A 20063-nucleotide genomic window follows, 5' to 3' on the forward strand; every position below is an offset into this window, starting at 1 on the left:
GGATCTCTGCCTCAGGTTTGGAGCCACCAGTCGCGGCTGTTGTTGGCGACTTCGATGCCCGCTACCTCTGCATCTTCAAGCCAGTCGCTGACCGCCCTGCCCTTGACGATAAGGTCCGGCGCGATATCGGCAAGCGGCATCAGCACGAAACCGCGATCGGTCATGCGCGGATGCGGCAGTTCCAGCCGCGGCGCCTCCTGGATGACGTCGCCATAGGTCAGCACGTCGATGTCGAGTGTGCGCGGCCCCCAGCGCTCGATACGCTCGCGTTTCATCTCCCGTTCGATCGACAGACAGACATCGAGCAAGGTCTCCGGCTCCAGCCGGGTTTCGACGGCAGCGCAGGCGTTGAAGAAGAAGGATTGGTCGGTCTTGCCCCAGGGTGGCGTGCGGTAGAGCCGCGAGACCGCCGTAACCCGGCAGTCATCTCGTCCGTCCAGCCGCTGCAGTGCGACGGCCATCGCCTTGACGGGATCGCCGATGTTGCCGCCGAGGCCGAGTGTGGCCGATTGCAATGCAGTCTCAGGCAAAGTGTTCAACGCTCACCTGCACGAAATCGAGCACGCCGGGCACCGGCGCATTCGGCTTGCGCACCGTGATCTTTGCGCGCCGGACCTGCGGGAATGTATCGCAGAGTCCCTTGGCGATATCGAGCGCCAGGGCCTCGATCAGGTAACGCCGTTTGCCGGTGACGATCCCCTCGATCACCGTGAAGGCGATGCCGTAATTGACGGTATCGTCGATCGAATCGCTTTTCAGCGCCTCGCCGGCAACGACATCGAGCTCGGCATCGACGAAGAAGCGCTGGCCGAGGAATTCCTCCTCGTCGTGCACGCCGTGGCGCGCAAAGAAGGCGCAGTTCTGCAGCGTGATCGTGTAGGTGGTCATGTCGGCCGCTTCCTCTCGAATTCCTGGCGCGCATTCAGCATAGCATCGGCGATATCAAGCGCATCCCTGTTGATTGCGACATTGTGCACCCGGAAAACAGCAGCCCCTTGAAGCCTGAGCAGGGCGCTGGTGACGGCCGTCGCCGCATCCCTGTCTGCCGCCTCACGCCCCGTCACCGCGCCGAGGAAGCGCTTGCGCGACGTCCCGGCAAGCAGCGGCAGTCCGAAGCGGGAAAGTTCGGAAAATCGCGCCATCAGTTCGAGGTTCTCCTCCGCCGTCTCCTTGGCAAAACCGAAGCCCGGATCGAGCACGATGCGGTCGCTGTTGACGCCGGCGGCCTGAGCGATCTCAAGCGACCGCTTGAGAAAATGCACTTGGTCGGCAATCACGTCCGGAAGCTTCGCCCTGTCGCGGCCGGTATGCATGATGCAGAGCCCGGCCCCGGTCGCCGCGGCGATGTCGGCGATATCGGGCTCCTTCTGCAGCCCGAACACATCGTTGACGATATGGGCGCCGGCACTGACCGCCAGCCGCGCCGTTTCGGCGCGATAGGTATCGATCGAGATCAGCGCCTGGGTGCGCCCGCGCAGCGCCTCGATGACCGGCAGCACGCGCGCCTGCTCCTCGGAAGGACTGACGGCAGCGGCGTTCGGGCGGGTCGATTCCCCGCCGATGTCGACAATCCCGGCACCCTCGCTCACCGCGCGAAGCGCGTGCTCGACAGCAGCATCGACGGTTTCGAAGCGTCCGCCGTCGGAAAAGGAGTCCGGCGTCACATTGATGATCGCCATGATGAGAGAACGACGGCCGAGTTCGATCTCCCGGCCATGGCCCACACGCCATAAACTGCCTTCGAACCCTGTCACCAGACTTATCCTATCGATCGCGAAAAAAGCGCCATCCGATATTGCGCTTGCGGTGGCTATGCCCCAAGCTCCGGTCGATTTCAACACGGGTTGCGTTCAGAATGCCGCTTGCAGTGCGTTATATGGTCCTTCCTATCGCCTTTTCCATTGCTCTTTCCGTCTGCAGCCCAGTGGCAGCAGAAGTGATCGCATCGAAAAGCTATTCCTATTTCGACATCCGCGGCAAAACCGCGGATGAGCTCGACCGCGAACTCAGCCGGCGCGGCCCGACCTCGAGCGGCTCCTCGGCGCGCCACCCCGGCGCCACCAAGATCCGCTTCGGCGGTGAAGCCACCTATATCCAGGATAACGGACGTTGCCGTGTCGGCAACGTCAAGGTCACGGTCCACACCCAGATCATCCTGCCGCGCTGGAACAGCCGCAAGGGCGCCAGCAAGGAGCTGTCAATGATCTGGGACGCCCTGTCGAGCGATATCAAGCGCCACGAGGAGCGCCATGCCGAAATCGCCCGCGATCAGGCCCGCGCCATGGAACGCGCCATCCGCACCTTGCCTCAGCAGCGCAGCTGCGAGGCCATGCAGGAACTCGTCTCAGGCGAATCAGCTCGCGGTATAGAGGAGCACGATCGGCAGCAGGCGCGATTCGACCGGGTCGAGGCGGTCAATTTCCAGAAGCGCATGCTGAGATTGTTGAACAATCGAATCAACGGCCGAGCCGGCGCAAAATAAGGCTTTTTCAGTCTGGTTGCGAGCGGAAAACCTTAGCTGCACAACGAAACTTGTGCGAAACTTGCACCCTCCCCAGTGATTGAATGGTCATTTTTCATCCTGGCAGACTCAACCGGGACGCGTTAATATGAACACATTCGAAAGTGCAGCTACGGCATCTGCTCTTTCATCGCTGGGTTCTCCTGGCGCGTTCCGAAGCCGCGGATGTTCCTCCCTCATCCGTAGGTAATGCGCCCGCCTCGCCTCGCTCGCACCAGCGCGCGAGGCGTCTTTTTTGTGGATCCCATTCCGGCGAAGTGTGCAGCTCGGCGCTTAAGCCTGGCGTTCCGGCACGTGCACCACGAGCCCGTCATAGGCAGCCTTCATGCGGATCTGACAGGACAGCCGCGAGGTCGGGCGCACATCGAAGGCGAAGTCGAGCATATCCTCTTCCATCGCTTCCGGCTGGCCGACTTGCTCGGTCCATGCCTCATCGACATAGACATGACAGGTCGCGCAGGCGCAAGCGCCGCCGCATTCAGCCTCGATGCCGGGCACCGAATTGCGCACGGCATTCTCCATGACGGTGGAGCCTTGGTCGACATCGAGGTCGAAGCGCGTGCCGTCGAAGGCGACGATGGTAAGTTTTGGCATCAGGACTATTTCCGGTCTTCAAATGATGGGCGGATTTTCTTCCGACAATTCGACGCTTCAGTCAACATCGGGAAAGTCGCCATAACCTCGCAGATCGGGCCTCCGCCCGCCGTCTTCAAAGCGTCATGGAAGACGTCGCAAAAAGACCCGCGGTTCCGCAATGGAACAACGGGCCTCATTCAAACTATCTCAAACAAGGCTCAGCCGCGGCAGAGCTTGAGGATGAAATTCTCGGCGTCGATGACGGCGGCACCGAGCGCTGCCGTCGCCCCGGCGTCACCGCCGGTTTCCTCGACGGCTTCGGCCGTCTGCGACACGCGGAACGCCCCCACCGAGCTTGCCGCGCCCTTCAGGCGGTGTGCGGCCGCGCCGACGCGGATGGTTTCGCCGCTCGCAATATCCTGCAGGCATGCGCGAGCCTGGCGCGCAAACATCTGAAGGACTTCGATTTCCAGCGACTTGTCGCCCATCGTCTGCTTGGCGAGATGGACGAGATCGATCGGCCGGACCTTGGAGGGACAGGGTCCCTTTGCATTATCCGGCGCCTCGAATACGATGTTCAAAGCTGCCATCTGAGCTGCCATTGCCAATTCTCCCGTCTCGTGTCGTGCGCAGTTGCAACAGTTCTGCGACAGGAGGGTGGCCATCGCGTTAAATTCCGACACATGCAGGGCGGAAATCTCGCCATATGGTTAACATCCGTTAAATATCGCTAAATTATTGGTTTTTAAGCGGTGCCGCAGATTTAAAGATGTTAACAACGGGTTAACGAGCTTGGAATCTCAAGCCTTCATTAATTGTGTGAAGAGCCCAGATGTGTCACTACGATACTGGTGGAGCGGGTTTACGGTACGCGCCTTTGCCGAGCGAGTGGATAATGGTAGTGTTTTGATACCTTCCGTTTGAAAAAGCGGCTATCTACTCTGAAATAACATGCTTATCCGTCCGTCGTTGGGATGGAAGGCTGGAACGGCAAAGTTGTTCCCCGGCGAGGCGGAAGCCCGGGATTGCGCTGCCGGACCGGCCGACAGTAACGAGGCATAACCAATGGCGAACAACAAATATAACGAGTCGATTGAGGACAAGGCGTTCAAGGCATTGGACGAGGCGCTCCAGATCGACTTCGGCAAAGATAACGTGCCGTCTCGCCGCGGCGATGCGCCAGAGGCCCCGGAGGCTAATGTGTCTGATCCAGTGAATGCGCGTAACCAGCAGGCCCAGGAAGAAGCGCAGCGCCGCAACCGCCGCAGCGCCGGGGCCGAGCAGGCTTCCAGGGGGCCGGCTTTCACGCCCGCCAACGATGCCAGCCGCAACACGCCCGCCTCGATTCTGAAATCCTTCGACGGCGCCTCCAGCCGCTCGGCGGTGCGCACCGCCACGCTGTTCTCAGTGCTTTGGGTCATGGGCGGCCTCGGCCTGATGTCGCTGCTTTATGCCCCGCAGATCTGGCAGATCCGTTCGCTCGCCGATCTCGTCGCCCTGCCTGGCGTCATCGCCGGCCTCGTCGGCATCATTATCCCCGTCATGATGTTCTATGCTTTCGCCATCATGATCGCCCGCGCCCAGGACATGCGCAACGCCGCCCGTTCCATGGCGGAGGTCGCATTGCGACTGGCGGAGCCGGAAACCATCGCCTCCGAGCGCATCATGACCGTCGGCCAGGCCGTGCGCCGTGAGGTCTCGGCCATGAATGAAGGCATCGAACGCACCATCGCGCGTGCGTCCGAACTCGAAACGCTTGTCCATTCCGAAGTTAATGCACTTGAACGCTCCTATGCCGACAACGAGTTGCGCGTCCGCGGCCTCGTCCACGAACTCGGCTCGGAGCGCGAGGCGATCGTCAACCATGCCGATCGCATCCGCACCTCGATCGGCAGCGTCCATGACCAGTTGAAGGAAGAGCTCTCGCTGGCAACCGAAGAGATCGCCGTGCGGCTTTCCACATCGGGCGAAGCCTTTGCCTCGCTGATCGATACGCGCGCCGCGACGATTCTGGAAAAATCGGACAATGCCCTGCAATCGATCGGCAGCCTGCTCGCCGCCAAGACCGATAGCCTGCTGCAGACGCTGAACGCATCGGGTTTCGCGCTCGCCACCGAATTCGACAACCGCCTCGAAGCGCTCTCCGTCAACCTCAATGACCATGGCGAAAAACTGCTCAGCCAATTCGAGACGCGCGCCTCAACCATGGACAGCAGCACCGAGAAACTGAATGCCGCGCTGCACGAGCGCACGCAGCAGCTCAGCGAGATACTGATCGCCCGCACCCGCGAGATCAATGAGAGCCTCACTTCAGGTGAACGCACCATCGGCGGCACGCTTGACGACGTGCTGTCGAAGCTGAACAGCGCCCTCGATGAAAAGGGAGCGAGCTTCCGCCAGAGCCTGCAGAGCACCGCCGACGACGCCGTCATGGATCTCGACGTCCGCTCCGGCTTCTTCGAAGAACGGCTCCAGACGACCGTCGCCCAGCTGTCTACCGCCTTCGACGAACGGGTCGCTGAATTCACTAGCGCCTTCGACAAGCGCACCGGCTCGCTCGACACCAAGCTGATGGAGAGCCTCGCCCGCATCAACGAGACGCTGACCGGCGGCTCGGATTCGATCGACGGCATCCTAAGTTCCGGCATCGACCGGCTGAGCTCCTCGATGACCGACCAGTCGCTGGCACTCGCCACTGCGCTTTCCACCGGCCACGAAGTGCTGGAAAGCGCGCTCGGCACCCGGGCGGACGAAATCACCGCGGCGCTCACCAACCGCACCGGCGAACTGACTTCGGCGCTGCAGAGCGCCACTTCGGAAATCGCGCTGACGCTTGCATCCGGCACCTCCGATCTCCAGAACAATCTTCAGGCCCGCTCGGCCGAATTCCGCGACACGCTGCGCACCACCACCAGCGATCTGACCACCGCCGTTGCCGCCGGCACCGAGCAGGTCACCGCAGCCTTCGGCGGCCGCGGCGAGGAGCTGAGCGGCATGCTGACTGCCCGCGCTGCCGAAATCAGCGAGGCGCTCGGCACGGCCCACGGCCGCATCGACAACGTCATGGCCGAGCGCGGCGGTGCGCTTGTCGATGCGCTTACCACCCATCACGGCCGCTTCGAAGAAGCGCTGACATCACGCGCCGATGCCATCATCGATGCCGTCTCCGGCACCCATGACCGTCTGGCCGAGACGCTCGACGAAAAGGCGATGGCCCTCGCCATCTCCCTCAACGAGAGCCAGGCCCGCATCGAGGATACGCTCGAGACCCGCTCGGAAGCGCTGCTGAACGCGGTATCGGGCACGCATGACCGCCTCTCCGAGACACTCGATGAAAAGGCCATGGCGCTCGCCATTTCGCTCAATGAAAACCAGGCCCGCATTGAAGATACGCTCGAGACCCGCTCCACGGCCCTGCTGAACGCCGTCTCCGGCACCCATGACCGCCTGTCCGAAACGCTGGACAGCAAGGCCGCCGCCCTGACCACCTCGCTCGATGAGCGCCATGCCCGCATCGACAATGCGCTTGGAACCCGTGCCGAGGCATTGCTGAACACCGTGTCCGGCACGCGCGACCGACTTGCCGAGACCCTCGACGAAAAGGCGGCGGCCTTCGCCATCTCCTTGAACGAGAGCCAGGCCCGCATCGAAGAGACGCTTCAGACCCGCTCGGCGGCTCTGTTGAACGCTGTCTCCGGCACGCATGATCGTCTGTCCGAAACGCTGGAAGGCAAAGTGGAAGCTTTTGCCACCTCGCTCAGCGAAGGCCAGGCTCGCATCGAGGAGACGCTCGAAAGCCGCTCCGCGGCCCTCTTGAATGCGGTCTCCGGCACCCATGAGCGCCTGTCCGAAACGCTGGATGAAAAGGCGATGACGCTCGCCATCTCGCTGAATGAGAGCCAGTCACGGATCGAAGACACGCTCGAAGCGCGCTCCGAAGCCTTCCTCAAGGCCGTGTCCGGCACGCATGAGCGGCTTTCGGAAACGCTCGATGAAAAGTCGGCAGCCCTCGCCGCCTCGCTCAACGAAGGTCAGAGCCGCCTGCAGGACACGCTTGACAGCCGCTCGGAATCCTTCCTCAGTGCGGTCTCCACTACCCACGACCGCCTGTCCGAGACACTCGACGACCGGGCAATGGCGCTTGCCATTTCGCTGAACGAGAGCCAGAGCCGGCTCGAGGAAACCCTGACCTCAGGCGCCGATGCCATCACCCAGGCGGTCTCCGGCACGCATGACGGCCTGAACGGTGTGCTCGACCGGAAAGCTGCGGCCATCGCCTCCTCGCTGAATGAAGGCCAGGCCCGCCTCGAGGAAGCCCTGGTGCACCGCACCGCCGCGATCATCGGTGCCGTAACGGCAACGCACGACAGGCTGACCGACACGCTCGACGAAAAGACCATGGCGCTCGCCATTTCGCTCGACGACAACCAGAGCCGCTTCGACAGCGTGCTCGAAGCGCGCAGCAACGCCATCATGGAGGCCGTCTCCGGCGCCGAGTCGCGCGTCGCCAGCGCCTTCACCGACAAGACCGATGCTATCCGCGCCGCTTACACCGACAATCAGCAACGGCTCGAAAATGCGCTTTCCGAGCATAGTGCCGCCCTTTCCGGCGTTCTCGATGCCGGCGGCGCTCGCTTCGAGGATCTCGTCGGCGGCCTGACCGGCCGCATCGAAGGTCGTCTGAGCGATGCCCATGCGCGGCTCGGAGGCCTCGCCGACGAGGCCGCGGCGCGTATCGAAGGCGGGCTCACCTCTGCCCATGAGCGCATCCGCACGACGCTTGAAGATCGCGCCAATGCCATCGATCTGTCGCTGAACCAGGCCCATACGCTTATCAACGATACGCTGACGGAACACGCGACCAGCATCGGCACCTCGGTGGCGACGAGCGTCAGCATGCTCGAAATGTCGCTGGAGGACCGTGAAGCCTCGATCCGCCAGGCTATCGATGCCAGCGCCCAGACGTTGGAAGAGCGCATGCATGCCGGCGCCGGCCAGATCGCCGGCCGCTTCCAGGAGGCGGCAAATGCGATTTCCACCTCCACGCAGAATTTCTCCGCCCAACTCGATCAGTCTGTCGAAAGCCTGACCGGCCGTTTTGAAGAAACCGGATCGCGGGTGGAATCCGGTCTAGCGGCGATCGAGACCCGCATCAGCAACGGCGTCGGCGGTGTCGCCGAAAGGGTCGAAGCCGCCAGCGGCCAGCTCTCCGGCGTGCTTGCCGACGGCATCTCCCGTATCAGCGCGCTTAGCGACGACGCCAACCGGCGTATCACCGCGACGCTCGAAGGCAGCGCCGCAAACCTCACCCAGGCGATCGACAGCCGCGCCGCCAATCTGGCCGAGACGCTCGACAGCCGCGCTACAACCCTGACCGGCGCCATCGACGGCCGCACCGCCAGCCTTGGCGAAACCCTCGACCGCGGCAATGAACGCATCGAGGAACGTCTGTCCACCATGGATCGTGCGTTGACCGTCGGCCTCGATGCCGTCAACCGCACCATCGAAGGCAAGGCCGCCGGCCTCGCCTCGACGCTGCGCAGCGCGGTTGCCGAGGCGGCCCAGGGAATGGAAGGCGAAGCGACGAGAACCACCGAGCTGCTCGGCAAGACCGGCCAGCAATTCGCCGTCGATCTCAATGCGAAAAGCGACGAATTCACCCGCACCATGGATGAGCGCTCGTCGCAGATCGTCACCCGCGTCGCCGAAGCCCAGAGCCGGCTGGCAAGCCAGGCCGCCGCCGTCGCCCAGACCTTCTCGGAAGCCGGCAACGCCATCGTCAACAAGGTTGCCGAGGCCGAGACCATCGTCGGTACGCAGGTCAATGCCATCTCCAAGGCGCTGTCGGATGCCGGCCAGTCTCTGGAGACGCGCGGCGATGCCATCCGCTCAACGTTGTCGGGAGCCGGCAACGAGATTTCCGCCACCATGGCGGATGTCGATCGGGCGCTCGAAGCCCGCAGCAACGCTATCCGCTCCAATCTCGAGGAGCGCGCCCGCGAGATCGATACGACCTTTTCCGGCATCGACCGGGCGCTCGAAGCGCGCGGCAATTCGATCCGCGCGACACTCGACGAGCGCACCCGCGACCTCAACTCGATGCTCGCTGGCCGTTCGGTCGAATTGACGCGCATCCTCGACGAAACTGCCCGTCCGATCATCGACCGATATACCGATGCCGGCGAACAGGCCGCCGCCCGCATCACCGCAGCAGCCAACCTCAGCGCCGACCGTCTGCGTACCGAAAACGAAGCGCTCGCCAGCGCCGTTGCCGCCCGCACCGAGAATGTCGCCAACGCCGTCAGCGCCATCGAAAACAGCCTGGTCGGCAACGTCAACGGCCTCGTCGAGCGCATGTCGGAAAGCAGCGCGGCGATGGCGATGATGATGAACCGCGCCGTCGAGCAGCTGACCAGCGTCGACAGCCGTCTCGGCGAAACCACGACGCGCTTTGCCGACTCCACCACCAAGGCTGCCGAAATGGTCAACGCCTCGACCCGGCTTCTCGAAGGCAAGGTCGACCGCCTCTCCGACATTTCGGGGCAGACGCTGTCACAGGTCGGCGGCATCATCGGCCGGTTCGACGAACACTCCAAGGTCCTGACACAGGCCTCGCAGCTTCTCGGCGCCGCCCAGTCCAACCTTGCCTCGACGCTCGAAGAGCGCGAAGGCGCGCTGCAAGCGCTCTCCGTCAGCCTGGTTCAACGCTCCGACGAGATCGAGAAGACCATGCGCGGCCTCGGCGGCATGATCGAGACCGTGTTCGAGCGAGCCGAACAGCGCTCCAGCCAGGTCACCGGCAATCTGCGCCAGGGCGTGCAGTCCTCCTTCGCCGATATCGGCCGCATTCTTACCGAAACCGAGAAACGCGCCCAGGAAGCCGCCGAGACGATGCGCGAGGCGATCACCCGCGCCGGCGACGAGGCCAATACGACGATCGACGGCACCTTCGCCAATGTCGAGCGTCGCTCCGGCGACCTCTCCAACCGCATACGCGGTGGCCTGACGGCGTCGCTGTCGGAAGTCGAGCGCATGCTCGGCGAAGCCGGCCGCGCCTCCGACGGCGCCGCCCAGCACATGCGCGAAGCATTGCGCGAAGCGATCGATGATGCCGTCGGCCGCTTCTCCGGCGCCACCGATGATATCCGCCGCTCCGCCGCCGACATCCGCAACGAGCTCGACGCCACCCGCGCCGAACTGAAGCGCGGCGCCTTCGACCTTCCCGAGGAAGCCAAGGAAAGCGCCTCGGCCATGCGCCGGGCCGTCGCCGAGCAGATCAAGGCGCTGCAGGATATCTCCCAGCTCGTCGGCCGCTCCAGCCAGCAGCTCGAGATCTCTGAGCCCGTCGCCCGCACGCTCGCCCAGACGCAGCCGGCCCCGCGTGCCGCCCAGCCGATCCCAAGTCAGCCGACCGCAAGTCAGCCGGTGACGCCCCCGCCGCCACAGCCGGCAGCGCCCGCGCCGATCGAAGCGACGGGCCTGCGCGGAACGATCGCCCCGCCGGCACCTGCTGCCGCTCCGCAGCCTGCGCCTGCCCGTCAGGAACCAGGCCGCCAGGAACCGGCTCGTGCCGAAAGCGGCGGCTGGATCAGCGATCTGCTGCGCGGCGCATCACGTGAGGAGGCCGCCGACGAGGCGCCTGCCCGTGCCCCGGCTCGCTCGGCGGAAACCGCCACACCGGCCGCACGCAGCAGTGACATCCGCAATCCGCGCCATGTCGTCGAATCGCTGAACTCGCTCTCTGTCGATATCGCCCGCGCCATCGATCACGACGCCTCGGTCGATCTGTGGCGCCGCTATCAGCGCGGCGAGCGCGACGTCTTCACCCGCCGCCTGTACACGCTGAAGGGCCAGCAGACCTTTGACGAGATCAAGCGCAAATATGACCGCGAACCGGAATTCCGCACCGCCGTCGATCGCTATATCGGTGATTTCGAAAAGCTGCTGGCCGACGTCGCCCGCACCGACCCGAACCAGATCGTCTCGCAGTCCTACCTGACCTCAGATACGGGCAAGGTCTACACCATGCTTGCCCATGCCGCAGGCAGGCTCAGCTGAGTTTGCCGATTTGAATTGACGTTGAGGGAAAGCCGCTTGACCATGTGTCAGGCGGCTTTTCTCGTAAGATGCCGGTGCGACTAAAACCTCTCTTGCAGCCATTGGCGAGTACCGAGCCCCCTTTGTCCAGCCACGGAAAACCGCCCCGAATGACCCAGGCCCTTCTGATCATCGACGTGCAGAATGCGATCCTTTCCGGAAAAGCCTTGCCGGAGCGCCAGCCCGAGATTGATGCCGCACTCGACGAGACCGTCGCGCGGCTGGCGTCGCTTCAGGAGAAAGCTCGGAATGCGGGCGCGCCGGTCGTGCTGATCCAACATGACGGCGACAGTGGTCACCGCTTGGCCGTCGGCACGGAAGGATGGGCGCTGCGCCAGGAGATTGCGCCGGAACCAGGCGAGGTCGTCGTGCGCAAGAAAAGCGCCGATTCTTTCTTCGAGACCGACCTTGCCGAACGCCTGAACGAACGCTCGATCACTCACCTCGTCATCGGCGGCTGCATGTCGCAATTCTGCGTCGACACGACGGTCAGGCGCGCCGTTTCTCTTGGCTATAACGTGACGCTGGTGGCGGATGGCCACACCACCGGCGATACGGCGACCCTTACCTTCTCCGAGATTGTCGCCCACCACAATGAAACGCTCGACGGTTTCGACGCCGGCAGGGCGATCGTCGATATCCGTCCCACCGCCAACATTGATTTTTCATAAGGCTCCGGCAGCAACAGCCAACATCAAATCGGAAGCAGGCGATCGGTCCTCAACTTGACGATCAGCGCCTCGACGACCTCCGGCACATCCCTCGCAGCCGTATCGACAATGATCGGCCTCCGCCCCCAATCGTCATATTCTCGCTCGACGGTTTCCTGCCACGTCGGCTTCACCAGACCTTCCACATCCGTTTTCCGCGTCTCGGCCCGACGGCGGTGCTCGATCTTGTCGGAACAGATCACTTCCACTTCGACCGCGAGCACGCCGGACCGCGCCGCGACCGCCAGCCAAGCGTCGCGGGTTATGTCAAGCGGATTGACCGAGTCGGCAATCACCACGCGGCCGAGGGTGAGATTGTCCTCGGCAACCCCATAGGCGACGACATACCCTGCCGGACCGACGTCTCTTGCAGGGTCACCACCGGACACTCTGATCGCCTGCTCGATGGTGTCCACCCGGACGTATAAGGCACCCAGCCGTTTCGCGAGCGCGCGGGCAACAGTCGTTTTCCCGCTCCCCGGCAAGCCGCCAAAGATAATCAGCATGGCTTCTCATCCCATTGTTCGATGAATGCATGTAGGCCCGAGGAGATATACAATCGTGTCCTTGTCGCTGATCCTATTCATAGCAACGGGACGCCCGAACGTTCAACGCCGGCAAACGACGACAGCTCGCTACCAACCGCACCATGTGCCATGGAAAGCCGGGACCGCCGCAGCGACCCCGGTTCCCTTTCTCACCGATCGGCCGCTATGCCCCAATTGTAAACGCACCGATCGAGACCGATGGCGATTTCCAGCACGAGGACGCCATGGTCGACAGCAGGTCCTTTTTTTGGTTGCGACCGATAGCGTTGCGGAAAGTCCGTGCGTCGCGAGATCGAGCAGACCTCCATCCATTTGTCGCCATTGTCGACCTCGATATCCATCGTCACCTCGGAATAGGCCGGCAGCCGGTCGGAGGGCACGATCCGCGTCGGTAGATGGATCAGCGAGGCGATCATGCGGCGCACCGGTTCGAGGCAGGCGGCGTGATAGTCGTTGCCGCTGTCGGTCGTGAAGGCGCATTGGAATTCCAGCTGCCAGAACTCCTTCAGCCGGATGTGTTTGGTCGCCTGCTCCTGCTCGCGGCGATAGGACCGGCCCGCCTGCCAGACGCAGAGCGGCAGCCGCGTCTTCGAGTGGTTGCCGAGAATATACTGCATATAGGCATAGGTTGACGGCGTGGTCTCAGGTCTCAGCACCAGCGCGGTATCGCCGGCGGAAAGCTGTTCTTGGACCCAAATATCGACGTTCGAATAGGCGCTGGAAACCATCTCCAGCGGCATCAGCGCCGGCGCCTCGACCCTTCTGACATCCCAGGCCGGATTGACCGATTTGAGAAAGCGGCCGACCTCTTGCGAGAAGAAGCCGATCATATGATCGCGCAGATGGATCTCGCGCTCCTCCCAATGGACGAGCGAATTGACATGATAAAGATTGAGCACGGCGCCTGTCTCCCTGGCAGCCTTGATTGACGTGGTGAGGGGCTTTACGTCCAGCAGCGCGCCGGACGCCCGGAGCGCCCAACGTCACAGCGGGACGCGGAGACCTCGTCCGTCAAATGCGCGCACACTCGCGACCTGCAGGCAGGTGCTGAAATGGCGAGAGAAAGGGGCGCGCTTCATGGTCATGATCGAATTTTCTACGTGCCGCCCGTGCCTTTGCCAAAACCCCAATTCGCTGAGACAAAATGAATCAGCTGTGGATGGGCTTTTTTATTGCCGCCCGTCCTTCATTTGGTCACAAACTTTCTCGATCGGCTTGCGTTTAGCTAACGGCTGACCCGACCTTCCAACGCTCGACCTTCCAACGACAGAGACAGTAACATCGATGACCAAGACGACCTCCCGGCTCCTTGCCACCGCGCTCTCTTCCGCCGTTCTGCTGGGCGCGTTCACCCTGGCCGAGGCCGGCCAGGCGAGCTTCGTCGTCGATGCGCAATCCGGTCAGGTTCTCGAAGCCTCCAATCAGGACGACCTGAACTATCCGGCGTCGCTGACCAAGATGATGACGCTCTACCTCGCCTTCGAGGCCCTGCATGAGGGACGCCTCACCTGGGACCAGAAGCTCACCATGTCGGAAAATGCCGAGAGCAAGGAACCGTTCAAGCTCGCCGTCGGCGCCGGCCGCCAGGTGACGCTGCGCGAAGCGGTCGAAAGCATCGTCGTCTTGTCCGCCAACGATTCTGCCGTGGCGATCGCCGAACAGCTCGGCGGCTCCGAACAGGCTTTTGCCAAAGCGATGACCGACAAGGCGCGCCAGCTCGGCATGACGAATACGGTCTTCAGGAATCCCTCGGGCCTTCCCGATCCCGAGCAGGTCACCTCGGCGCGAGATATGGCAACTCTCGGCATTTCGCTGATGCGGGACTTTCCCGAGGAGTTCAAGCTCTTCTCTATGCGCGGCTTCCAGTTCCGCGGCATGAAGCTGCGCGGCCACAACAACCTCATGTATCGTTATGACGGCGTCGACGGCATCAAGACCGGTTATACCGACGCATCGGGCTATAATGTCGTGACATCGGCGCTGAAGGACGGCCGCCGCGTCGTCGGCGTCGTCATGGGTGAAAAGACAGCGAGCCTGCGCGACGACAAGATGGCAGGCCTGCTGGACAGCACCCTGTCTCCCTCATCAAGCGCGACAGCTTCCACAACGCCGAGCAACCAGCCCGGAGCGACGATGACGGATGCGCAGCCGACAAAATAGGCTGCTATTCTATCTGAAAGCCACTTCCAGGTGTTGCCGGTCCTGGGCGATCACCCGGCAATTCGTTTCGAATCCTTCTCCCTTGATGGCAAGAATGAACTCGGAAGGAATGCCGGCCGAACTGGACACCGAAATGCCGGCGCTTTCCGAGCCGATGGATTTGACGGTGCAGTCGATGGTCGAGCGTCGATCGTTGAACAGGATCGAACCTGCCTTCAGCACCCGCCGCCGCGCACCAATTGCGTGATCGGCGTGGATGGAACTCCATGACACGCAACGATTTCGTCCCGCATGTTTGGCCTGATACATCGCGGCATCCGCCTGAGCCAACAGCGTCTCGATCTCCTTGCTGACGATCGAAAGCGCCGACGTTCCGAAGCTCGCCGTGACATTCAAAGAACCGTGATCACCGCGAATGGGCTGCGCGGCGATGGCGGCTCTGAGCTTTTCGGCGACGGCGAAAGCCCCTTCCCGGTCGACATGCGGCAGGACGACGGCAAATTCCTCGCCTCCGATACGCCCGAACAGATCGCCGGCGCGAAGGGTCGCCTTGCAAATCGAGGCAACCGCCTTGAGAACCGCATCTCCCGCGGCATGCCCATAGGTATCGTTCACCTTCTTGAAATGGTCGATATCGAAGGCGATGCAGGACAGGTCATGCTGGTGCCGCAAAGCGAGCGAAATCAGCTGATCGGCTTCCTGCTTGAAAGCGCGCCGTGTCATCGCCTCGGTCAGACTGTCGGTGGCGGCCGACTGTACGAGCTCGATGCGGTCCATCGCCGCCCCCGCCAGTTCCTGGAGAATGTCGAGATCTCTGCTGCCGAACGATCTCGGCCGGCGGTCGATCGCGCAGACCGTTCCGATCAAATGCCCGGCCTTCGTTCTCAACGGCACGCCGGCATAAAAGCGGATATGGTCTTCGCCGGTCACCGCAGAATGTTTTGAAAAGCGCGCGTCCTTGGTCGCATCCTGCACGATAACGGGTTCGTCGCAGTCCACCACGCAGCGGCAGAATGTGTCGTCGAGCGACACTTCGTCGGCGGAGAGGCCGGAACAGGCCTTGTACCATTGCCGGTGCGCATCGATCAGGGAAACGATGCCGATGTCGATGGAAAAGATTTGCTTTATCAGGCGGACGATCCGCTCAAAACCTTCGTCCCGCGGCGTGTCGAGAAGATCGAGCTGCTGCAGCGCAGCCAGGCGGTCGTTATCGCGCTGGATCGCCTCCGACGACGACTTTCCGAATACTCTTACGACCACCATGCAGCATGCCTCCTGACAGCGATAACATGATGCGTTCCACAAATTCGTGAAGAATTTGAATACGATGACAGCCCCGACTTCATGGAGCCGCATATTTTTCAGAATCGGCAACCCTTGATGTCGACGCAGCGGTCGCCAAACGCCATCTCAGATTGAACGCAGCGTCCAGTTGACGATCTCGGAGACAACCGTGGAGAAGGCGCGGTCTAGGCCCTTGACGAAGCCGGCATTGTCGCCGCCGGCCGGCGCCATGGCGCGGAACACCTTTTGTGCGCGCACCGAGCCGTTGCGGTCGTTGAGGATCTTGGCGGAGATTTCGACCACCGCCTGATTGCCGTTGGAAGCGTCGATCTCGAAGGAGCGAATATCGGTGACGACCTGATAGTCGATCGCCAGTCCCTGCCCCGGTATGCCGACGCCACCGAGTTTGCCGGAGTTCTCGAAGGCTTCCACCAGTTTCGACTGCACCATGCGCGGCAGCTTGTCGCCCCATTGCGCCCGCGAGAGATACTGAATTTCCGAAGGCGAAACGCGGATGACGATCTGCTCGCTGCCGATCGCACTCAGCGCCGTTGGCGAAGCGATCAGGATCTGGCGAGATTTGGCCGCGGGTCCGTCACCGTCAGCGGCGGCGGATAGGTCATAGGTATCGTTCTTGGCCGCGGTGCCGCACCCCGAAAGGATCAGCGCCGTCAGCGGCAGCGCGATCACCGTTCCCCTGATCCATGAACGGCGCGACAAGAGATGCGATGCGACCATATTAGGCTACCCCTGACTTCCCAGTTAACGCCGCGTCCGGCCGTCATATTGCTTGACCGTGTCCCCGCCGAAGATCAGGCGTTGCGGATTGCGGTCGAAGTTGGTGATCGTGTCGTTGAGATTGTTGACGGTTCCGCGCATGTCGTTGACGAGAGTCTGCACGTCGCGCAAGCCGCCGCTGGAGAATTTCTGCAGATTGTCGGCGATCGGCCCGATGCGTGCATTCAGATTGTCGGCGACCTTCTTGAAGGATTCCAGCGTATCGCGCGCTTGTGCGAACATCGATTGTGTATTGTCGGTGCCGAGCAGCGCATCGACTTTGATGAGAATGCCGTCGATGCGGGTCGAGGCCGAATTCAGCTTGTTGGCAAGCTGCGAGACGTCCTGGATCGTCTGGTCGATATCTTTCTGGCGCGACGAAACCGTGTTTGCGACATCCCGGATCGAGGCAACGGCTGCACGCGCATCCTTGGTCGCCTGCGCGATGTCGTCGACAGAGCCCTTCACCTTGGCGGGGTCGATCTGGGCGACGAGCGTGTCGACGCGGTCGAGCGTCGCCTGGGCCTGCTTGCCGAAATCGTTGAAGGTGGTGGCCGTCTGGTCGAACTTCTGGATCGCCCCCTTCAGATCTCCAGAGGCATCGGCGACATTGGCAGTGATCTTTTCGGCGTTGGAAACGATATTGTCGATTTTCTGGGCGTCGACCGCCTTGACCAGCGATTCCACCGCTTGAAGCGTCGAATCGACACGGCCGGAGACCGCCTTCACCGTATTCGACAGCTCGCCGACGCTCTGTAGGAAGGCGTCGATATTGCCGGAATTCTTGGCAAGCGCATCCGAGAAGGTCTCGGCATTCTTGAACGTCTGAGTGAGGGGCGCGCGTGAATCTTCGATGAATCCCTGAAGTTCGCCGACCGCGTCATTGGCGCGATCGAGGATCTTGTCAGCGGTCGCCAGTAGATTGGTGACGCTCGACTGATCGGCGACGATGACGGCGCGTTTGCCGTTGTCGATCGCATGCTGGAGGATGCTTTCCTCGCCCTTGCGGCCGCCCGACAGTTCGATATAGGCAGCCCCGGTCAGGCCCTGAATTTCAAGAGCAGCCTTGGTCGACGGATAGATCGGCGCATCGGTGCGCACCTGGGTGAACGCCAGTGAATATTGCGGATCGTCGGCATCGATCGACAGGGTCTGCACCGAGCCGATCTGAATGCCGTTGAAGCGCACCGGCGAGCCGACGCTGAGGCCGTTGGCCGAACCCGGAATACGCACGATCAGCTCGGTCATCGGGCCGCCACGGCCATATTCGGCCATCCAGTAGACGAAGCCGAAGGCAGCCGCGATCACCAACACCGTGAAAAAACCGACAATCGTGTAATTGGCTTTGGTTTCCATTTATCCGATCACTTCCCGCTGCTGCCGTGCCGCGCGCCATCATCCTGCGGCACGATCGCCCGTGCCCGTTTACCCTTGAAATAGGCCTGCACCCAGGGATCGTCATAGGCCAGCATGTCGTCGATCGTGCCTTCCACCATTACCCGTTTCTTTCCGAGCACGGCAATACGGTCGCAGACCGAAAATAGGCTGTCGAGGTCATGCGTCACCATATACACGGTCAGTCCCAGACTATCGCGCAGGTTGGCGATCAGCTCGTCGAATTCGGCAGCGCCGATCGGGTCGAGACCCGAGGTCGGCTCATCCAGGAAGACGAGTTCGGGATCGAGTGCCAGCGCCCGGGCAAGGGCGGCGCGCTTGATCATGCCGCCGGACAGTTCGGACGGATATTTGTCGGCGGCATCGGCCGCGAGCCCGACCATGCGGATCTTCAGATGCGCCAGTTCGTCCATCAGCGAGCGCGGCAGGTCGAGATATTCGCGCATCGGCACCTGGATGTTTTCCTTGACCGTCAGCGACGAGAACAGCGCCCCCTGCTGAAACAGCACGCCGAGCCGCATGTCGAGCGCGTTGCGCTGCGGCTCATCGAGTTCGTCGAAATCCTGGCCGAGGATCTTGATCGTGCCGGAACGCCGCGGCAGCAGCCGGAGCACAGTGCGCATCAGCACCGATTTGCCGGTGCCCGACGCGCCGACGAAGCCGAGGATCTCGCCGCGATAGATATTCAGGTTGAGATTGTCGAGCACCACTTTGGAGCCGAAGGCAACGGTGACGTCGCGCGCCGAGAGCACGATGTCCCTCTCGTTCTTGTCGTCCCTGTCTTCCGTATCGATCGGTTTTTCCACGCGATTCGCCATGCTAGAAGTCGATCGCTGCATAGAACATCGCAAAAAGCCCGTCCATCAGGATGACCACGAAAATCGCCTTCACCACCGCAGCCGTCACATGCTGGCCGAGCGATTCCGCGCTGCCGCCGACCTTGAGCCCTTCGACGGCGGCGACGATGCCGATGACCAGCGCCATGAACGGCGCCTTGATCATGCCGGAGAGCACCGTCGACAGCGTGACCGCCTCGTGCAGGCGCGACAGGAAGTTGGCGAAGGTGATGCCGGAATAGCCCCAGGCGACGGCGGCCGCGCCGGCGAGCGAGGCGAAATTCGCCAGCACCGTCAAAAGCGGCAGCGCGATGGTCAGCGCCACCAGCCGCGGGAAGATCAGCACGCCGATCGGGTTCAGTCCCATCACCTTCAGCGCGTCGATCTCCTCGCGCATCTTCATTGAGCCGATTTCGGCGGTGATCGCGCTGCCCGAACGGCCGGCGATCATGATCGAGGTCAACAGCACGCCGATTTCGCGCAATTGCAGGATGCCGACGAGATCGACGACGAAGACTTCAGCACCGAAGTAGCGCAGTTGGAAGGCGCCCTGCTGGGCAATGATCGCCCCGATCAGAAATGACATCAGAAGAATGATCGGAACGGCGCGAACACCCATGTGGTCGATCTGGTTGACGATCGAGGCCGGGGAAACGCCGCTGCCGCGGCCGAACTTCATCTGCGCGCCGCGCACTGCCGAACCGAGGATATACATGGCGGCGGCAAAATTGTCCCAGATGTCGTAGGTCATCCTGCCGATCGGCGCGAGGACGCGCGCGGCAAGCGAGACCTTCTCTTTCTGCTCCGGCTCCGGTTTGGCCGGCTCCTCGGAAAACATCTCCAGCATTTCATCGATATGCGGATTGGTGCCTTCGAAGCGGACGGTTCGGCCGGCAGCCTCCTCTTCCTTCTTCAGCCGGCACAGCAGCCAGATCCCAGCCGTATCGATATCGGTGATGTCGGAGAGATCGACCGTCAGGTCCCCGGCCTTCTGATGCAGCAGCTTCTCGAAGTCGCGCAGCACGAAATGCACATAGGCGCTGCGCCAGTTGCCCTTGAGACGCACATGCTGCCCCGAACCACCGGATTGGTCGTCCACGTCAAGTGAGGCAACGTTGCGATTTTCGGCGTTCAAGATACTTATGTCTTTCAAGGCTTA

16 protein-coding genes are annotated in these 20063 nt (G+C 62.3%); 4 read left to right on the top strand and 12 right to left on the bottom strand.

The genetic code is table 11. The features are described 5' to 3' along the window. Window positions 1–11 precede the first annotated feature (11 nt). Genes folK through folP form a run of 3 tightly spaced genes read right to left on the bottom strand, consistent with a single transcriptional unit; the run spans window position 12 to window position 1754 of the window. Entirely contained in the window at window positions 12–530 is a 519-nt protein-coding gene (gene folK / locus K6N12_RS22180) for a 2-amino-4-hydroxy-6-hydroxymethyldihydropteridine diphosphokinase (protein WP_183781938.1), read from the bottom strand. After that, the gene (folB, locus tag K6N12_RS22185; protein WP_097628577.1) at window positions 523–888 is read right to left on the bottom strand and encodes a dihydroneopterin aldolase; all 366 of its coding nucleotides are present in this window, start codon (window positions 886–888) and stop codon (window positions 523–525) included. Before folB ends, folK begins: the two co-directional genes overlap by 8 nt. Continuing rightward, window positions 885–1754: a dihydropteroate synthase gene (folP, locus tag K6N12_RS22190; protein WP_097628576.1), complete on the bottom strand. Its 870-nt coding sequence runs from the start codon at window positions 1752–1754 to the stop codon at window positions 885–887. The genes folB and folP overlap by 4 nt, the downstream gene beginning before the upstream one ends. Window positions 1755–1855: 101 nt before the next feature. On the opposite strand from folP, the gene K6N12_RS22195 reads away from it, so the two are divergent. After that, window positions 1856–2482, top strand: a complete 627-nt coding sequence (locus tag K6N12_RS22195) for a DUF922 domain-containing Zn-dependent protease (protein ID WP_097628575.1) — start codon at window positions 1856–1858, stop codon at window positions 2480–2482. Window positions 2483–2794: 312 nt separating this feature from the next. On the opposite strand, the gene K6N12_RS22200 is transcribed toward K6N12_RS22195, so the two are convergent. Both K6N12_RS22200 and K6N12_RS22205 read right to left on the bottom strand, forming a co-directional pair. Beyond that, window positions 2795–3115, bottom strand: coding sequence for a 2Fe-2S iron-sulfur cluster-binding protein (locus tag K6N12_RS22200; protein WP_085737415.1), 321 nt, complete (start codon window positions 3113–3115; stop codon window positions 2795–2797). Between the two features lie 200 nt (window positions 3116–3315). Then, window positions 3316–3699 carry an Hpt domain-containing protein gene (locus K6N12_RS22205; protein ID WP_003569019.1) on the bottom strand — a complete coding sequence of 128 codons (384 nt, stop codon included), beginning with the start codon at window positions 3697–3699 and terminating at the stop codon, window positions 3316–3318. Window positions 3700–4162: 463 nt separating this feature from the next. Here K6N12_RS22205 and K6N12_RS22210 point away from each other — a divergent pair, with 463 nt between their 5' ends. Together K6N12_RS22210 and K6N12_RS22215 are read left to right on the top strand one after the other, a co-directional pair. After that, complete coding sequence (locus K6N12_RS22210; RefSeq protein WP_131711007.1) at window positions 4163–11155, top strand: apolipoprotein A-IV repeat region-like domain-containing protein; 6993 nt, start codon at window positions 4163–4165, stop codon at window positions 11153–11155. Window positions 11156–11304: 149 nt separating this feature from the next. Next, on the top strand, window positions 11305–11865 hold the full coding sequence (locus tag K6N12_RS22215) for a cysteine hydrolase family protein (protein ID WP_131711008.1): 561 nt from the start codon (window positions 11305–11307) through the stop codon (window positions 11863–11865). Window positions 11866–11888: 23 nt separating this feature from the next. Here the strand turns inward: K6N12_RS22215 and K6N12_RS22220 are convergent, their stop codons facing one another. Both K6N12_RS22220 and K6N12_RS22225 read right to left on the bottom strand, forming a co-directional pair. Continuing rightward, on the bottom strand, window positions 11889–12410 hold the full coding sequence (locus tag K6N12_RS22220) for a P-loop nucleotide/nucleoside kinase family protein (protein WP_131711009.1): 522 nt from the start codon (window positions 12408–12410) through the stop codon (window positions 11889–11891). A gap of 191 nt (window positions 12411–12601) precedes the next feature. Beyond that, window positions 12602–13351, bottom strand: a complete 750-nt coding sequence (locus K6N12_RS22225) for an aminoacyl--tRNA ligase-related protein (RefSeq protein WP_131711010.1) — start codon at window positions 13349–13351, stop codon at window positions 12602–12604. A 385-nt stretch (window positions 13352–13736) separates the two neighbouring features. Here K6N12_RS22225 and K6N12_RS22230 point away from each other — a divergent pair, with 385 nt between their 5' ends. Further along, window positions 13737–14612, top strand: coding sequence for a D-alanyl-D-alanine carboxypeptidase family protein (locus K6N12_RS22230; protein ID WP_131711011.1), 876 nt, complete (start codon window positions 13737–13739; stop codon window positions 14610–14612). A gap of 9 nt (window positions 14613–14621) precedes the next feature. Here the strand turns inward: K6N12_RS22230 and K6N12_RS22235 are convergent, their stop codons facing one another. The 5 genes from K6N12_RS22235 to K6N12_RS22255 form a co-directional block, all read right to left on the bottom strand. Further along, window positions 14622–15875: a sensor domain-containing diguanylate cyclase gene (locus K6N12_RS22235; protein WP_131711012.1), complete on the bottom strand. Its 1254-nt coding sequence runs from the start codon at window positions 15873–15875 to the stop codon at window positions 14622–14624. Between the two features lie 147 nt (window positions 15876–16022). Next, entirely contained in the window at window positions 16023–16634 is a 612-nt protein-coding gene (locus tag K6N12_RS22240; protein ID WP_131711013.1) for an ABC-type transport auxiliary lipoprotein family protein, read from the bottom strand. A gap of 24 nt (window positions 16635–16658) precedes the next feature. Then, a complete protein-coding gene (locus K6N12_RS22245; RefSeq protein ID WP_064838665.1) occupies window positions 16659–18029 on the bottom strand; it encodes an MlaD family protein in 1371 nt (456 codons plus the stop codon). A gap of 8 nt (window positions 18030–18037) precedes the next feature. Then, window positions 18038–18886, bottom strand: coding sequence for an ABC transporter ATP-binding protein (locus tag K6N12_RS22250; RefSeq protein ID WP_097628567.1), 849 nt, complete (start codon window positions 18884–18886; stop codon window positions 18038–18040). 1 nt (window position 18887) lies between these two features. After that, window positions 18888–20057, bottom strand: coding sequence for an ABC transporter permease (locus K6N12_RS22255; protein ID WP_179867166.1), 1170 nt, complete (start codon window positions 20055–20057; stop codon window positions 18888–18890). Window positions 20058–20063 lie beyond the last annotated feature (6 nt).

The organism is Rhizobium redzepovicii, from assembly GCF_019793435.1.
Taxonomy (GTDB): Bacteria; Pseudomonadota; Alphaproteobacteria; order Rhizobiales; family Rhizobiaceae; genus Rhizobium; species Rhizobium redzepovicii.

Bases quoted from the DNA above. Each gene is read 5' to 3' on its own strand.
- folB (WP_097628577.1), bottom strand. From the start codon at position 888: ATGACCACCTACACGATCACGCTGCAGAACTGCGCCTTCTTTGCGCGC.
- K6N12_RS22195 (WP_097628575.1), top strand. From the start codon at position 1,856: ATGCCGCTTGCAGTGCGTTATATGGTCCTTCCTATCGCCTTTTCCATT.
- K6N12_RS22200 (WP_085737415.1), bottom strand. From the start codon at position 3,115: ATGCCAAAACTTACCATCGTCGCCTTCGACGGCACGCGCTTCGACCTC.
- K6N12_RS22205 (WP_003569019.1), bottom strand. From the start codon at position 3,699: ATGGCAGCTCAGATGGCAGCTTTGAACATCGTATTCGAGGCGCCGGAT.
- K6N12_RS22210 (WP_131711007.1), top strand. From the start codon at position 4,163: ATGGCGAACAACAAATATAACGAGTCGATTGAGGACAAGGCGTTCAAG.
- K6N12_RS22215 (WP_131711008.1), top strand. From the start codon at position 11,305: ATGACCCAGGCCCTTCTGATCATCGACGTGCAGAATGCGATCCTTTCC.
- K6N12_RS22220 (WP_131711009.1), bottom strand. From the start codon at position 12,410: ATGCTGATTATCTTTGGCGGCTTGCCGGGGAGCGGGAAAACGACTGTT.
- K6N12_RS22230 (WP_131711011.1), top strand. From the start codon at position 13,737: ATGACCAAGACGACCTCCCGGCTCCTTGCCACCGCGCTCTCTTCCGCC.
- K6N12_RS22235 (WP_131711012.1), bottom strand. From the start codon at position 15,875: ATGGTGGTCGTAAGAGTATTCGGAAAGTCGTCGTCGGAGGCGATCCAG.
- K6N12_RS22240 (WP_131711013.1), bottom strand. From the start codon at position 16,634: ATGGTCGCATCGCATCTCTTGTCGCGCCGTTCATGGATCAGGGGAACG.
- K6N12_RS22245 (WP_064838665.1), bottom strand. From the start codon at position 18,029: ATGGAAACCAAAGCCAATTACACGATTGTCGGTTTTTTCACGGTGTTG.
- K6N12_RS22250 (WP_097628567.1), bottom strand. From the start codon at position 18,886: ATGGCGAATCGCGTGGAAAAACCGATCGATACGGAAGACAGGGACGAC.